This window comes from Tistrella sp. (genome assembly GCF_002684955.1).
GTDB lineage: Bacteria > Pseudomonadota > Alphaproteobacteria > Tistrellales > Tistrellaceae > Tistrella > Tistrella mobilis.
On sequence record NZ_NYWI01000029.1, the window covers coordinates 303325 to 318318 of the forward strand.

Sequence of the window (14994 nt, forward strand, 5' to 3'; positions counted from 1 at the left end):
CGCACCGGTTGCGGTCGCGGCGGCGAAAGCCGTGGTGGTGGAGTAATCAGAGGGTCCTGGGTTCGAGTCCCAGCGGGCTCACCATCTTTGGAAAGCGGCATGCTCTCAGGAGTGTGCCGCTTTCTTCGTTACGGCACACTGGCGAGATCACTTTTATCGGAAACATCTTGTCGCCGATGGTGGATATTTCTTCAACCTGATTGAAATACTGAATTTTGGTTCAGGATCGATCATTCTTGATGAATGGTCGTTTACTGTTCATTTACCGGGCATTCTCGATTTATTTACCAGATTCATTTTAAGCTGTATGGGACAGCGGGCTGCAGCCGCGGCCGCACGATTGCGATGTGGATGTTGACGATGGATCGAATTCTCGGACGGATGACCATCACGATCAAATCAGCCCTGCTGATCGTGATCATGGCGGTGGTGGCCCTGATCATCGCCGTGTTGAGCTATGACGGGCTGATGGTCAGCGAACGCCACGGCGAGACGATGCGCAATGCCTCGGAGCGCGCCACCTATGGCGAACGCGCCAACGGGCTGGTGATGTCGGTCGTGTCCGACAGCCGCGGTATCTATATGTCCGCCGATTCCCAGAAGGCAGAGAAGTTTGCGGTGACGCTGATGGCCGCCCTCGACAAGCTGGGCGAGACCATGGCCGCCTGGGAGCGTGCGGTTCCCGAGGCACAGCGCGCCGATTTTGTGCCTGTGATGGCCAAAGCGCAGGAATTCATCGCGTTCCGCAGCGAACTGGTGCGTCTGGGGCAGACCGAAGGGCCTGCAGCGGCACGTGCCTATGGCGACAACGAGGCCAACCGTGCGAACCGCAAGGCGTTCAACGACCAGCTGGAAAAGCTGGCCGTGCAGAACGCGGCGGCCGTCGAGGCCGGGGTCGACGCCATGCGCGATTTCCATGATGGCCGGGTGCTGCTGCTGCTGGGCGTTGCCGCGGCCGGTATTCTGCTCGGCCTGGCCGCGGCTGGTGTGGTCGCGATCGCGGGCATCGGCCGGCCGCTGGGGCGGATCAGCGGCGCCATGGAGACCATTGCGGCCGGCACCGACGATGTGACGGTCCCCGGCACCGATCGCCGGGACGAAGTGGGCGTGATGGCCCGGGCGCTCGAGGTGCTGCGGGGCGCGCAGGCGACGGCGCGGCGGCTTGGCGAAGAGCGTGAACGGGCCCAGGTCGAGCGCCTGAAGCGCGCCGAGGCATTGGAGCGGCGCATCCAGGGCTTCGACCGCGAGGTCGTGGCGATCCTGTCCGAGGTCGACAAGGCGATCCGGCACCTGCAGGAGACCGCCGGCACGATGTCCGGGCTCGCCGACGATCTGCGCGGCCGGGCCGGGTCCTCTGCTGCGGCGGCCGAGGAGACTTCGGCCAATGTCCAGACCGTGGCGGCAGCCGCTGAAGAAATGGCCGGCACGCTGCGGGAAATCTCCAACCAGGTGGTGCGCTCGACCGATGTCGCGGCCAAAGCCAGCGCACAGGCGGAAGGGGCCGATCAGACCATCCAGAGCCTGGCCGAGGCTGCCGGACGGATCGGCGACATCGTTCGGCTGATCGAGGATATCGCCGGCCAGACCAATCTTCTGGCACTGAATGCCACCATCGAGGCCGCGCGCGCAGGCGATGCCGGCAAGGGCTTCGCCGTGGTTGCGGGCGAGGTGAAGAGCCTGGCCGGCCAGACCGGCAAGGCCACGGCCGATATCGCCGCCCAGATCTCGGCCATTCAGGCAGCGACCGAGCGCTCGGTGGAGGCCTTCCGGGCGATCGGTGGCACGATCGACAACATCAACGAAATCTCCACTACCATCGCCAGTGCCGTGGAAGAGCAGACCGCCGCCACCGGCGAGATCGCCCGGAACGTTCAGCAGGCGGCCGTGGGCTCTCAGGAGGTGTCGACCACGGTTTCTCAGGTTAATCGTGCGGCCGACGATACCGGTTCTGCCGCCCGCAGCCTGGCCCAGGCGACCGATCTGCTGTCGGCGCAGGCGGGGCGGCTGCGGCACGACATCGATGCCTTCCTCACCGATATGCGCAATCAGAGCCTGTCTGCGGCATGACATGAGGATATCACCACAGCTCTCTGATATATCTGTGCTATGAGATGAGCAGGGCGTCGCGGATCAGGCGGCGCCCTGTTTTCGTGTTGCTGTAACCCGTCTCCTGTCAATGAAGGGGGTGTGCGGACGTCATGGGCTTGCCGTTTCCGCTCCGTCCGGCTGTGACCGCCGGGCTTCTGGGCGCCGTGCTGTTGACCGGCTGCCTGCAGTTTCCGGCCGAGCGCGACATGCGGTCGGACATCATCGTCAAGGATGACCGGCACTTCGTGTTCGAAGCGACGGCCTTCGATCGCGGGCGCTATGCCAAGGACAGCGACCAGGGGGAGGCGACACGAACCGGACTCCTGATCGGAGAACTCGACCGTAAGCGCCTGTGCCCGAACGGTTATCGCATCGTGAAGCGCGAGGAACGGGTGATCGGCAATGCACCGGCATCCCAGGGCCGGGAATGGCTGCTGCAGTATATCGGGGAGTGCCGCTGAGCCCGGCGGATGCCGGCCTCCGCCCATGGTAGGTCCGGTAGGGCAGGGGGGTCCGGACAGCGTGTGACCTGGGGTCACACAGGGGCCGATATCGATGGCAGATCAAGGGTATGGCCGGGATGACCGGCATGGCGCCCCCTGTGAATCAGGGCTTGGCGAAGCGGTCGGACCGTGCCATTGTGTCCCTCGACACCGGCGGCGGATACATGCCGTCGACCGGGCTGGCACCGATGCTGCGGCAGTGATTGATGCGGCGGGCGGTGCCCGCGTTTCGACCTGCTCGTGAAGTTTCCGACCTGCTCGTGAAGCCGGAGTTCGCCTCGATGACCGTGAAGTCCCCGATCCGTGCCGGGCTGTTCGCCGTGACGATCGTCGCGCTGGGTGCCGCCCTTCCGCTCGCACCTGCCGCTCAGGCGGCCGCCGCGAAGGCCAAGCCCGTCCAGACCGCGGCCCTCGCCCCCGAACCGCGCCCGACCGCCAAGCCGACCCCGCCGGCCGGCAGCACGGTGGTGGCTGCGGTGTCGCCGTCCGTGGTTGCGGGCGCTGCGGCCTATGATCCGAACAAGGTGAAGTCCGAGATCGACGCGGCCCTGGCCAGCTGGGCCTGGTCGCTGAACAGCGGCCAGCAGGGCGTCGTGGTCACCAACATGTATGGCCCCGATGCCATCATGATGAGCGACGATCAGAGCCAGGTGATGTTCAACAATGGCGGTATCGTGCGCTATTACGGCGCGCTGGTTTCGCACCGCCCTGACTTGAAGGTGACCTTCGGCGACGGCTGGATTACCGTGCTCGGCCCCGATATCGGCACCGCCACCGGCTTTTACACCTTCACCTATACCCAGGGCGGCAAGCAGGTGACGGAACCCGCGCGCTACACCCTGATCTACCGCAAGACCGTGGATGGCTGGCGTATCGTGTCGCACCATTCCTCGCGGCTCCCCCAGGCGCAGAGCTGATCCTTCACGGATCCGGTTCCGGCCGGGCACGAGATGAAGACGGCCCCGCAGGCGACTGCGGGGCCGTCTTCGTTCATGGCGTCAGCGCAGCATCACCGTCCGGCTCTGCTCACGCATGAACTGGGGCAGATACCAGGGACCGAGGCCGCCCTTGCCGCCGGCGCCTCCGGAGCCTTTCCAGCCGCAGAAGGGCTGGTGCCCGGGCCAGGCACCGGTGGTGGCGCCGCTTGCCCGGTTGACATAAAGCGCGCCTGCCTCTGCCTGGTCGAGGAAGAGGTCGATCTCCGCCTGCCGTCCTGCATAGCAGCCGGCGGTGAGGCCATAGGCGACGCGGTTGCCGTCGGCGATTGCGGCAGCCAGGTCGTCGAAGGGCTGTACGGAGACGAAAGGCAGAAACAGCTCGTCTCTGTTCAGGCGATGGTCGGCGCCGAGGCGGTCGACGATCACCGGCGCCAGATAGCAACCCCGATCGTAGATCCCGCCGCCGAGGCGCTCGCCCCCCATGATCACCCGGCCGTCGCGCCGGGCCTCGTCGACTGCAGCAGCCTGACGGGCAGCGGCCCGGTCGTCGATCACCGGCCCCATGAACACCTCGCGACGGCGTGGATCGCCGAGGGTCAGCATTGCGGTGCGGGCGGTCAGCCGGTCCAGGAAGTCGTCATAGATCGCGGCCGCGACATAGACCTTGGACAGTGCCGAGCATTTCTGACCCTGAAGGCCGAAGCCCGATCGGGCAACACCTTCTGCCGCCCGGTCGAGATCGGCCGTCGCGGTCACATAGGCCGGATTCTTGCCGCCCATCTCCACGATCACCGGCCGGGCGAACCGTCCGGCGGCGAAGCGGCGATGGATCTCCATGCCGACGGCATGGCTGCCGGTGAAGGCGATGCCATCAAGTCCCGTGTCGGCGACCAGCGCTTCGCCGGTTGCGGCACCGCCGGGCAGGAAGGCGAGCACGTCCGCCGGCACCCCGGCCTTCAGGAAGGCCTGTACCAGCAGGGCGCCGGTCAGGGCATTGATCTGGCCGGGCTTGTAGACCACCGCGTTGCCGGCAACCAGGGCGGCCGAGATCATGTTGACCGAGAGCGCCACCGGGAAGTTGAACGGCGCGATCACGCCGAAGACGCCATAGGGGCGCAGCAGAGAGCTGCAGCTTTCCTCGGGTTTTGCACGGGGCAGCAGGCGCTCGTAGCCGAGGTTCCGCTCCATCTCGGCGGCGTAATAGCGGGCAAGGTCGGCCGCTTCCTCGGCCTCGCCCATCGCCTCCAGTCGCGATTTGCCGACCTCCAGAACCAGCAGCGGGCCCATCCGCCATTTCATCTCGGCCAGAATGTCGCCGGCCCGCCGGATGATTGCGGCACGCTCCGGCCAGGGCAGGGCGGCCCAGGCCGGCTGTGCTGCCCGGGCAACGGCGACTGCGCGTGCAACCGTTACAGCATTCGCCTCCACCACCTCGGCCAGGGTCATGTCGCGGTCGATCGGGCTGCGGATGGTGGTCGTGACGGTCCCGGTGACCGGATATCCCTCGACCAGAGGAAAGACGGTTTCACGGCCCAGGCCGGCCTCCAGGGCCGGGAAAAGCTGGTCCAGCCGGTCGTGCACCGGGCTGAAGTCGGTGCCGGTGTTGGAATAGGTGACACGCGGCGGGGCGGTGTCGTCGAAGATGTCACTCATCTGGTCTGGCGTCTCCCAAGGGCGACGGCCTGGCGCCGTTTCGCATTCTGAGGGGGCGTCGATCGGCGGAGATCAGTCGGCGGGAGAGCGGATACCCCAGGGGGCGGCCCAGCCCAGGCCGTCCTCCGTCCGGCCGCGGGGCCGGTATTCAAGCCCCACCCATCCGTCATAGCCGAGTGTGTCGAGCCGGTCGAGCAGATGTGCCGGGGCGATCTCTCCCTGATCGGGCTCTGCGCGGTCGGGCACGCCCGCGATCTGGACATGGCCGATCAGCGGCAGCTGGGCGTCCAGGCGCCGGGTCAGGTCACCGCGGGTGATCTGGGTGTGATAGAGGTCGAACTGGACCTTCAGCGCCGGATGGTCGATCTCGCGCACGATGGCGGCCGCCTCGTCCGGGTCGGCCAGAAAATAGCCGGGCATGTCGCGCGGATTGATCGCCTCGATCGTGGCGACGATACCGGCTGCGGCTGCGGTCTCGGCGGCCTCGTGCAGGTTGCGCATATAGCTCGCGCGCGCGTACGCGAGATCGGTGCCGGTTTCCGGGATGCCGGCCAGGACATGCAGGCGTCGGGCACCCACGGCAACGGCACGCTCCACGCTTTCGATCAGCGCCCGACGAAAGCGATCCTCCTGCCCGGGCAGGGCCGCACAGCCGCGGCCACCCGCCGCCCAGTCGTCGACGGCGATGTTGATCAGGGCCGTCTCGAGCCCGGCGGCGTCGAGTGCGGCCCTGAGTGCCGGGGCGGGCATGCGGTCGGCAAACAGCATTTCGATGCCCGGGAAGCCGCAGGCCGCAGCCGCATCGAAGCGTGCCTCCAGCGGGCGATCGGTGAACAGGAAGTCGAGATTGGCGGCAAGGCGGGGCATGGGGCAGGGCGGCTCCGTGGCAACGGCATCGAGGGCGGGATATATGCGCCGGGGCTTGCCAAGCGGCCCGGCCGGGCCCAGTCTGGCACCCGGCCGCAATCTTCGTCGAGCCCGGATGACGTCGCTTCCTTTTGATCCCGCCCTGCCCGCAGCCGATCCCGTCGACGCCGTCACGGGGCCGGTGCCCAATCACCCGCTGGACCATCGGCTGAAGACGCTGGGCACGGTTGCGGCGCTGGCCACCCGCTGGCGGCTGCTGGGACGGCTGAACGGCGCCGGGAAGGCGGTGCGGGGGCTTGCAGCGTGCCTGGGGGCCGAGGTCACCATCGGCCGCCGGATGCGCACCCGCGCCGGCAGTGCCTGGCCCGGACGGCGGCTGATCATGCTGCACCCCGATCTGCTGAAGCCGGGGCACGAGACCGACCGCGATCAGACCTTTCTCCACGAATGCGCCCATCTGATCGCCGATCTGGAGCATGGCCGGTCCTGTGGCCATGATGCCCGCTGGCGCGCGGTGATGCTGGCGATCGGCGAGGTGCCCGCCACCACGCACCGGATCGACTATCTTTCCGCCTCGGCCCAGGCGCGGGTGATCTGGCGCTGCGTCTCCTGCGGGCGGGAGCACGCCTTCGTCCGCCGGCCGCGCCGGCCCGTCGCCCGCTGTCATTGCCGGGCCTGTGGTCCTGATCGCGGACGGCTGGAGGAGCTGGTGCCTCTGCGCGACGACGGTCCGGCCGCGAAAACATGAGCTTCCGCCACGGGGACTGTCATATTTCTGGGCGCCGCTGAGCGGCTGCTGGCGAGGCCTTGGGCTTTCCCCTGAGAAGGCTCAATTCCGCATGCGCCCCCTGGAGGGCCAAAATAGCGCGTCGGGGTCATTTCCGTAGCTTGCATCGGACGCGGGGGCGGGGTCCTGAATCGGCCGTTCAGGGGTCATTCGAGGTCCCGAATTTTTCTGCAGAAAAATCCCATTTTTCTCTTTTCCTGCCCGTGGGTTGCCCGTATAAACCGCCTCCACCGACGTACCCCCCCGAAATGACGGGCCGACATGGCGCCCGTCCGCTACGTGACCAGGGACGACGGCAGCGGAATGGGAACAACCTGAGCGTCCCGGTCCATGCCGGGCCGCCGCCGGTTTGTAGGGGATCAGCCAATGATGACTCCGAAGATCGAGCGCTTTCTCGCCGGCCGACGAGAATACGACAGCAATCCTTGTGTGGTTGTCGATCTCGACGTGATCGCCGAGAAGTATCGGGAGATCAGCGAGCAGATGCCGCTCGTGCGGGTGTTTTACGCCGTGAAGGCGAACCCGGCTCCTGAAATCCTGTCCATGCTGGTCGAGCTCGGCTCGTGCTTCGATACCGCCAGCTTGCAGGAAATCGAGATGGTGCTCGCCGCCGGTGCGAGCCCGGATCGGATTTCCTTCGGGAACACGATCAAGAAGGAACGGGACATCGCCCGCGCCTATCAGCTTGGTGTGCGCCTGTTCGCCTTCGACAGTGCCTGTGAACTGCAGAAGATCGCCCGCTCGGCCCCCGGGTCGAAGGTGTTCTGCCGGATCCTGGTCGATTGCCAGGCTGCCGACTGGCCGCTGTCGAAGAAGTTCGGCTGCGCGCCCGAGATGGCGCTGGAGCTGCTGACCGACGCAGCTTCTGCGGGGCTGGATGCCTATGGCATCTCGTTCCATGTCGGCTCGCAGCAGACCGACCCGGAGCAGTGGGATCGGGCCATCAGCCAGGCGGCGGCGATCTTCCGCGACCTGGGGGAGCGGGGCGTGTCGGCGCGCATGGTCAACCTGGGCGGCGGCCTGCCGGCGCGCTACCAGGACGAGGTGGCCCCGATGGCCGCCTATGCGCTGGCGATCTCGCAGGCGATGACCCGTCATTTCGGCAATCAGCTGCCCGAGATGATCATCGAGCCGGGCCGCGGCCTGGTCGGTGACGCCGGCGTGCTGGAAGCAGAGGTGATCCTGATCGCCGAAAAGAGCTTCGACGACCCGGTGCGCTGGGTCTATCTGGATGTCGGCAAGTTCAATGGTCTGGCTGAGACCATGGACGAGGCGATCAAGTACCGCCTGCGGACCGAACGCGACGGCAGCGAGACCGGCCGGGTGATCCTGGCGGGCCCCACCTGCGACAGCGTCGACGTGCTGTACGAGAAGGCGGGCTACGAGCTGCCGCACGCCCTGCAGGTGGGTGACAAGATCACCTTCCTGTCCTGCGGCGCCTATACGACCACCTATGCCACGACGGGCTTCAACGGCTTCCCGCCGATCCAGGCCTACTATATCTGACCCGTGGACGGTATCTGATCCGTGCAGGGCCACCGGGGTGCCGCGGCACCCCGGCACAGACGCGAAAACGCCGGCAGGGGAGGCCCCTGCCGGCGTTTTCGTCGTGCATGGATATATGTGATGTGGGCCTTCAGGCCCTGCCAAGCAGTGCCGGCAGCTGCGACAGGCCGCCCAGCACCGCCTTGGGCGCGCCCGGCAGGCCATCGGCCGGCAGGTCGCCGCGGTTGATCCAGACGGCGCTGTAGCCGAAATGGGCGGCACCGGCGATGTCCCAGCCATTGCTAGAGACGAAGGCGATCTCGTGGGGCGCCATGCCCAGCGCCTCGGGGCCGAGGGCATAGACCTCTCGCGCCGGCTTGAAGGCGCCGACGCTTTCCACCGACAGCACCTGAGAGAAATGGCCGGTAAGGCCGGCGGTGGCCAGCACCGCCGACAGCATCACCGGTGTGCCGTTGGACAGGATGCCGAGCGGCATGCCGGCGGCCGAAAGCGCCTCGATCACCGGACGGGTGTCGGGGAAGGGCGGCAGGGCCAGATAGGCTTCCATCAGCTTCGCGCGCAGGACCTTGTCATTCAGCCCGACCGAGGCCATCGCATAGTCCAGCGCCTGGCCGGTGATGGTCCAGAAATCGACATGCTCTCCCATCACCGTGCGCAGCCAGGTGTATTCCAGCTGCTTGCGACGCCAGGTATCGCTGAGCGCCCGCTCCACTGCCGGATCCCCGACGCGGATCAGCCGCGAGCTGACCGGGGCATGGACGTCGAACAGCGTTCCGTAGACGTCGAACAGACAGGCGCGGATGCCTGTCAGCGGTTCAGCCATGGTGGACATGCCGTCTCTTACCCCTCCAACAAATGACGTGCCAGGGATCTGGCGTTCCGGAACCCGGCCGTCAATATGCCGGATAGGCGAAGTCTGGTCCGCCCGTCACTCCCGCAGGCGGCTGCGATCGAGCATAGCGGCATCGAAGGTGCCGGCGGCCGTGCCGAGAGCCAGCGTCGGCACGAGGCCCGGATCCGGCCGCCCCAGGCGGTGGCGATAGACCGTGAGCGCTTCCATCACCCGCTGCACATAGTTGCGAGTCTCGCCATACGAAATCTTCTCGATCCAGTCGATGACGTCGATGGAGGGATCGCGCGGGTCGCCGAAGCGGGCGATCCACTCGTCGACCTTGGCGGGGCCGGCGTTATAGGCCGCAACCGCCAGTACCAGATTGCCGTTGAAGCGATCGATCATCTGCCCCAGATAGGCGCGGCCCAGGGTCATGTTGTAGAGCGGGTCGGTCAGTCGCTCGGGCTGATAGGCCACCGCAATCTTGCCGGCGGTGGTGCGGGCGGTCCCTGGCATCAGCTGCATCAGCCCGATTGCGCCAGCCGGGCTGACGGCTTCGGGATTGAATTCGCTCTCCTGGCGGGCGATGGCATGGACCAGGGCGAAATCGACCGGATCATCGGGGCGCGGATCGCGGCCGACACCGGGCGTGACGCCGGCATCGTCTCCCACGGCCGGATAGCGCAGTTCCACCGCCAGACGATCGTCGATTTCGGCAAAGCGCTTGGCGAAGCGCAGCGCCAGATCCGGGCGGCCCAGGGCGCGCACCGCTTCGATATAGGCGTGCTGCTCGTCGGGCTTGGCCAGGCTGTCGGCCAGCGCATAGGCGAAGGTCGACAGCAGCCGGCTGTCGTCGGTGCGGGCGATCAGCGCCACCATTACCGCCAGCGGCCGGCCGGTGATGGCGGCGAAGGCCTCTGCCGGCGCCCGCGCCTCGTTGGGGGCGGCAAAGCTTGCGAGGGTGGTCGGCAGATCGATGCGCTCGGCGGCCAGCTGGCCGTAGAAGGTGGTGCGGTCGCGTGCCGCCTCCATCAGCCAGTCCTGGGCGGCCTGGGCGTCGCCCAGCGCGCCCGCGGCGCGCCCGGCCCAATAGGCGGCGCGTGCCCGGCTGATCGGCCGGCTGACCCGCTCATACATGGCGCTGAAGTGCCGCAGCGCCGCATCCGGGCGATCGAGGAAGCGGAGCGCGATCCAGCCCGCCAGCCATTCGGCTTCGGAGAAACCCGACGGGTCGGACTGTTCATGCGAGGCAACCAGGTCATAGGCCTTGGCGACGTCGCCCCGCTCCAGCAGCATCCGGGTCACGATATGGCGCTCGCGCCACCAGTCATCGGGGGCCAGATCGACGGCCCCCGCCTTGGTTGCCGCCGTGATCAGGGCTGCGGCGTGATCCAGGTCTTCGGCCCGGCGTGCCGCGCGCGCCTGAGAGAAGGTCAGGCCCGGATCCGCGCGCAGTACGGGCGGCAGGGCCGCGATCAGCGCATCCGCCTTACGGCTGCCGGCATTCAGCGCCAGGCGCGCCTCGGCGAGCGCCCGGGCATCGGCGTCGACCAGCGGCATCACCATGCGGGCGGCGCCTTCCTGGCCGCGCCAGAGCATGATGTCCAGCCGCCGGCGGTGATCGGCAGGGCCAAGAAGCCCTGCTGCAGAGACGAGCAGGGCGCTCTGCTGGCGCTGGCTCATCACCATCCGGTCCCAGACGTCCCGGGCCACCTGGCCGGCCTCGGCATCGCGACCCAGCCGCCGCAGCGCATCGATCAGCCGCACCGCCCCTTCTGCGGTGCGCGGCTTGTCGGCGCCGAACCAGCCGACCACCTGCTCGGGCGTCCAGGTGTCGGGCAGCACCGTTTCGGCGCGGGCCATCAGCCGCGAGATCCGCGGCCATTCGGGATGGGCGGCGGCAAAGCGCTCCAGCCGGTCGTAGATGGCCGGGGTGCGGCTGTCCTGAAGCTCTGCCCAATCGACGTAATCGTCCAGCGGACGCAGGTTCAGTCCGGCGGCAAGACCGCGTGCATCGTCGTAGCGGCCGTCATCGACCGCCGCAAAGACCGACCGCACCGCCGACATGTCGCGCACGGGCGGGACCAGGGCGATGGTCGCGGCACGTGATGCCCTTGCGGCGGCCGGGGCCGCCACGGGCTGGGCCGACCAGGCGATGGCGGGCGCGGCGAGCGCCAGGGCCAGCGCGGCGCCGGCGACGAGATGACGGAGGGGGCGGAGCTGAGCGGAGGGCATCGGAAAGCTTGTCCTCGTGGCCGGGGCGACGGCCTTGACTGCGGGAGGCGGTATCGCGCGACACCGGGCCGGACCGGCCACGAAACAGTGTATCATGGCCCCCGGGGCGGGCAAGGGCGGGGGCCGGGTGCCGCCCTGGCCGCAGATTGAAAGGAATTCGGGCAGATCCGGCTGCCGCGCGCCTTGTCGAAGCCTGCCGGCGGGGCTATGTTGCGCGGACCTGCCGATGACCCGTCACAACCCGCGGGTCACGGCCGGACCCGAACGCCCGGCTGCGCGCGCCCGGAACAAGCCGGAGCCGCCATCGACCGGGATCTTGACCCCGCAAAGGCCAGTCGCCGCCCAATCAGGCTTGACGCCTTCCGCTTCGAGGACGGACCCCCATGAACGCCGAACGCTTCCACGGCTCTATCGTCGCCACGCTGACCCCGTTCAAGGACGGCAAGGTCGACGAGAAAGCCTATGCGTCGTTCGTGGACTGGCTGATCCGCGAAGGCAGCGACGGCCTTGTGCCCTGCGGCACCACCGGCGAATCGCCCACCCTGTCGCATGACGAGCATATGCGGGTCACCGAGATCTGCATCGAGGCCGCAGCCGGCCGGGTGCCGGTCATCGCGGGTGCCGGCTCGAACTCCACTCATGAAGCGCAGAAGCTGGCGATCCATGCGGAGAAGGCCGGCGCTGATGCGCTGCTGGTGGTGACGCCCTATTACAACAAGCCGACCCAGGCCGGCCTCTATGCCCATTTCAGGGCGGTGGCTGAAAGCACCTCGCTGCCGATCTTCATCTACAACATCCCCGGCCGTTCCGTGATCGACATGACCGTCGATACCATGGCCCGGCTTGCCGAACTGCCGAATATCCGCGGCGTGAAGGATGCGACCGCCGATCTGGTGCGGCCGCTGGCGGTGCGCCAGACCATCGGTACCGAGTTCGTTCAGCTGTCGGGAGAGGACGGCACGGCGCTGGCCTTCCTGGCCAATGGCGGCCATGGCTGCATCTCGGTGACCGCCAATATCGCGCCCAGGCTCTGTGCCGAGATGCAGGCGGCCTGGCGGGCGGGCGATGCCAGGACCGCGCTTGAGATCCACGAGCGGCTGATGCCGCTGCATCGTGCGCTGTTCACCGAGACCAGCCCGTCGCCGGTGAAGTATGTCGCGGCGAAGCTGGGGCTCTGCGACGCCGAGATCCGTCTGCCGCTGGTGCCGGTGACGCCCGGCACCGAGCGTGTGCTCGACGCCGCCATCGCCCGTACCGGCCTGGAGCCGGTCGGCCCGTCGCGTATCGGCAACTGAGCCGGCACGACGCCCGAGGCCCGACATCCAAGGGGGCCTGAAGCCCGAGGAATCCCATGGCCCGCAAAAGCGGCTTGATCAGTCACGGCGACGTCGCCGTCAATCGCAAGGCACGCTTCGACTATTTCATCGAGGATACGGTCGAGGCGGGTCTTGTGCTGACCGGCACCGAGGTGAAGAGCCTGCGCGGTGGCAAGTGCAACATCGCGGAAAGCTATGCTTCGGTGGAAAACAACGAAGCCTGGCTGATCAATGCGAACATCCCCGAATACGGTGGCGGTAACCGCTTCAATCACGAACCCCGCCGCAAGCGCAAACTCCTTCTGCACCGCAAGGAGATCAACCGGCTCTTCGGTCTGATCAAGCGGGAGGGGGTTACCATCGTGCCGCTGGTGCTCTATTTCAACGACAAGGGCATGGCCAAGCTGAAGCTGGGCCTGGCCAAGGGCAAGAAGCTGCACGACAAGCGCGCGACCGAGCGTGACCGCGACTGGGACCGCCAGAAGGGCCGGCTGATGCGCGAGAAGGGGTAAGGTCATGGCCAGTGACGACCGCAATACCGGTGGAGACCGCACGACCGGCGACGAGGATGGCCTGCTTGGTCAGGTCCGTCGCAAGCTCATCGATACCAAGCGGAAATGGGCGGCGGAAGGCCGCGGGCTGAGCGGTCGCACCGGGCCCCGGCCCGAGGCCGAGCGTCTGCCGACCGGCCAGCGGCTCGTCACCAACTTCCCGGTTCTCGACCTCGGGATCCAGCCGGAGATCCGGCCGGGCGACTGGGAGCTGACGGTCGCAGGTGCGGTCGAGAACCCGGTCACCTTGCGCTGGGCCGATTTCCAGGCTCTGCCGCAGGTGCGGATGCGGTCCGACATTCATTGCGTCACGACCTGGTCGCGCTATGACAACGACTGGGACGGCGTGTCGGCCTTCGCTCTGATGGATCTGGTGCAGCCCAAGCCCGAGGCGCGGTTCGTGCTGCTGCATTCTTATGACGGCTACACCACCAATCTCGACCTCGACGGCTTCGCGGATGACGACGTTCTGCTTGCCCATGCCTGGCAGGGTGAGCCGCTGACCCGCGAGCATGGCGGGCCGGTGCGCCTTGTCGTGCCCAAGCGCTATTTCTGGAAGAGCGCCAAGTGGATTCGCAGGATCGAGTTTTCTGAGACCGATCAGCCGGGCTTCTGGGAGGTCCGTGGCTATCACAACTACGCCGATCCGTTCGAGGAAGAACGCTATTCCTGAACAAGGCCTTCCGCGGCAGGCAGGCGGCGGCGGATTTCCGCCAGGACGGCATCGAACATCTCTGCCGTAAGCCGACCGGTGTTCACGTTATAGCGTGAACAATGGAAACTATCCGCCAGCAGCAGGGGCCGCGTCACGGGAGACGCGGCCTTTTTTCCGGACGGTGCCGGTGCCAGCGCGTGCAGCGCGCCATGGCTGAAGGGGTGATCGGCCAGCCGCCTGCCCAGGGTCCGCAGCACGGCATCATGGGCGATGCGCCCCAGTGCCAGGATGACCTGCAGCCCGGGCATCGCCCCGATTTCAGACACCAGGAACGGCCGGCAGGTATTTGCCTCGGCAGGTGTCGGCTTGTTCTCAGGCGGCACGCACCGCACGGCATTGGTGATCCGGCAGTCGACCGGCTCCAGACCGTCATCGGGCCTGCGGTCGAACCGGCCGCGGATGAAGCCGTGGTCGATCAGGGTCGGGTAGAGCAGGTCGCCGGCGTAATCGCCGGTGAAGGGGCGTCCCGTGCGGTTGGCGCCCCGCAGCCCCGGCGCCAGCCCCACGACCAGCAGGCGTGCCGACAGCGGGCCGAAAGCCGGCACCGGCCCGTTGTGCCAATCCGGTTCGCTGACCTGCCGTTCGGCCCGCCAGGCGGCGAGGCGGGGGCAGAGCGGGCAGTCCGGATCCGGAACCATAAGCAGGGGGGCGGCAATGGCTGGCGGCATGAGGGGCATCCATTACGAAGACGGCGGCGACGTGACGATGGCCAGGCAACGACGAGGGCGGGGAACGACGAGGGCCCCGAACGACGACGCCACCCGGCGGTTCTCCGCGCGGGTGGCGTGACATCGTTGACCGGGACGACGTCCAGGATCAGAGGCCGGCGTTCACGGACGGATCAGCTCTTGCGACGCGGCGGCGTGCGGGGCTTCACCGGTGCCGGCGCGGGTGCGGGCTTCGCAGGTGCCGGGGCCGGCTCGTCCTCTTCGTCCTCGTCCTCGTAATCCTCGTCGTCCTCGTAGTCGTCATCATCCTCGTAGTCGTCGTCGTCCTCGTAATC

13 protein-coding genes are annotated in these 14994 nt (G+C 67.5%); 8 read left to right on the forward strand and 5 right to left on the reverse strand.

Annotation, left to right across the window (positions count from 1 at the left end; genetic code table 11):
* Positions 1-381: 381 nt before the first annotated feature.
* From CMO28_RS08390 to CMO28_RS08400, 3 genes are all read left to right on the forward strand, one after another.
* On the forward strand, positions 382-2067 hold the full coding sequence (locus CMO28_RS08390) for a methyl-accepting chemotaxis protein (RefSeq protein WP_296712357.1): 1686 nt from the start codon (positions 382-384) through the stop codon (positions 2065-2067).
* Positions 2068-2204: 137 nt separating this feature from the next.
* Positions 2205-2549 carry a hypothetical protein gene (locus CMO28_RS08395; protein WP_296712360.1) on the forward strand — a complete coding sequence of 115 codons (345 nt, stop codon included), beginning with the start codon at positions 2205-2207 and terminating at the stop codon, positions 2547-2549.
* Between the two features lie 323 nt (positions 2550-2872).
* Positions 2873-3508, forward strand: a complete 636-nt coding sequence (locus CMO28_RS08400) for a nuclear transport factor 2 family protein (protein WP_062763441.1) — start codon at positions 2873-2875, stop codon at positions 3506-3508.
* Positions 3509-3589: 81 nt separating this feature from the next.
* On the opposite strand, the gene CMO28_RS08405 is transcribed toward CMO28_RS08400, so the two are convergent.
* The gene (locus CMO28_RS08405; RefSeq protein ID WP_296712365.1) at positions 3590-5182 is read right to left on the reverse strand and encodes an aldehyde dehydrogenase family protein; all 1593 of its coding nucleotides are present in this window, start codon (positions 5180-5182) and stop codon (positions 3590-3592) included.
* A 72-nt stretch (positions 5183-5254) separates the two neighbouring features.
* A complete protein-coding gene (locus CMO28_RS08410; RefSeq protein WP_296712367.1) occupies positions 5255-6049 on the reverse strand; it encodes a hydroxypyruvate isomerase family protein in 795 nt (264 codons plus the stop codon).
* A gap of 115 nt (positions 6050-6164) precedes the next feature.
* Here CMO28_RS08410 and CMO28_RS08415 point away from each other — a divergent pair, with 115 nt between their 5' ends.
* Together CMO28_RS08415 and CMO28_RS08420 are read left to right on the forward strand one after the other, a co-directional pair.
* On the forward strand, positions 6165-6797 hold the full coding sequence (locus tag CMO28_RS08415) for a SprT family zinc-dependent metalloprotease (protein WP_296712370.1): 633 nt from the start codon (positions 6165-6167) through the stop codon (positions 6795-6797).
* A gap of 408 nt (positions 6798-7205) precedes the next feature.
* Complete coding sequence (locus tag CMO28_RS08420; RefSeq protein ID WP_041605705.1) at positions 7206-8342, forward strand: type III PLP-dependent enzyme; 1137 nt, start codon at positions 7206-7208, stop codon at positions 8340-8342.
* Between the two features lie 130 nt (positions 8343-8472).
* On the opposite strand, the gene CMO28_RS08425 is transcribed toward CMO28_RS08420, so the two are convergent.
* Both CMO28_RS08425 and CMO28_RS08430 read right to left on the reverse strand, forming a co-directional pair.
* Positions 8473-9174 carry a haloacid dehalogenase type II gene (locus tag CMO28_RS08425; protein ID WP_062763434.1) on the reverse strand — a complete coding sequence of 234 codons (702 nt, stop codon included), beginning with the start codon at positions 9172-9174 and terminating at the stop codon, positions 8473-8475.
* Positions 9175-9270: 96 nt separating this feature from the next.
* Complete coding sequence (locus CMO28_RS08430) at positions 9271-11409, reverse strand: lytic transglycosylase domain-containing protein (RefSeq protein WP_296712374.1); 2139 nt, start codon at positions 11407-11409, stop codon at positions 9271-9273.
* Positions 11410-11792: 383 nt separating this feature from the next.
* Here CMO28_RS08430 and dapA point away from each other — a divergent pair, with 383 nt between their 5' ends.
* Genes dapA through CMO28_RS08445 form a run of 3 tightly spaced genes read left to right on the forward strand, consistent with a single transcriptional unit; the run spans position 11793 to position 13949 of the window.
* Positions 11793-12704 carry a 4-hydroxy-tetrahydrodipicolinate synthase gene (dapA, locus tag CMO28_RS08435; RefSeq protein WP_296712378.1) on the forward strand — a complete coding sequence of 304 codons (912 nt, stop codon included), beginning with the start codon at positions 11793-11795 and terminating at the stop codon, positions 12702-12704.
* Positions 12705-12760: 56 nt separating this feature from the next.
* Positions 12761-13237, forward strand: coding sequence for an SsrA-binding protein SmpB (gene smpB, locus CMO28_RS08440; RefSeq protein WP_296712380.1), 477 nt, complete (start codon positions 12761-12763; stop codon positions 13235-13237).
* Between the two features lie 4 nt (positions 13238-13241).
* On the forward strand, positions 13242-13949 hold the full coding sequence (locus CMO28_RS08445; RefSeq protein WP_296712384.1) for a sulfite oxidase-like oxidoreductase: 708 nt from the start codon (positions 13242-13244) through the stop codon (positions 13947-13949).
* Here CMO28_RS08445 and CMO28_RS08450 read toward each other — a convergent pair.
* Positions 13940-14659 carry a uracil-DNA glycosylase gene (locus CMO28_RS08450; protein ID WP_296712387.1) on the reverse strand — a complete coding sequence of 240 codons (720 nt, stop codon included), beginning with the start codon at positions 14657-14659 and terminating at the stop codon, positions 13940-13942. The genes CMO28_RS08445 and CMO28_RS08450 overlap by 10 nt on opposite strands.
* Positions 14660-14994: the final 335 nt, after the last annotated feature.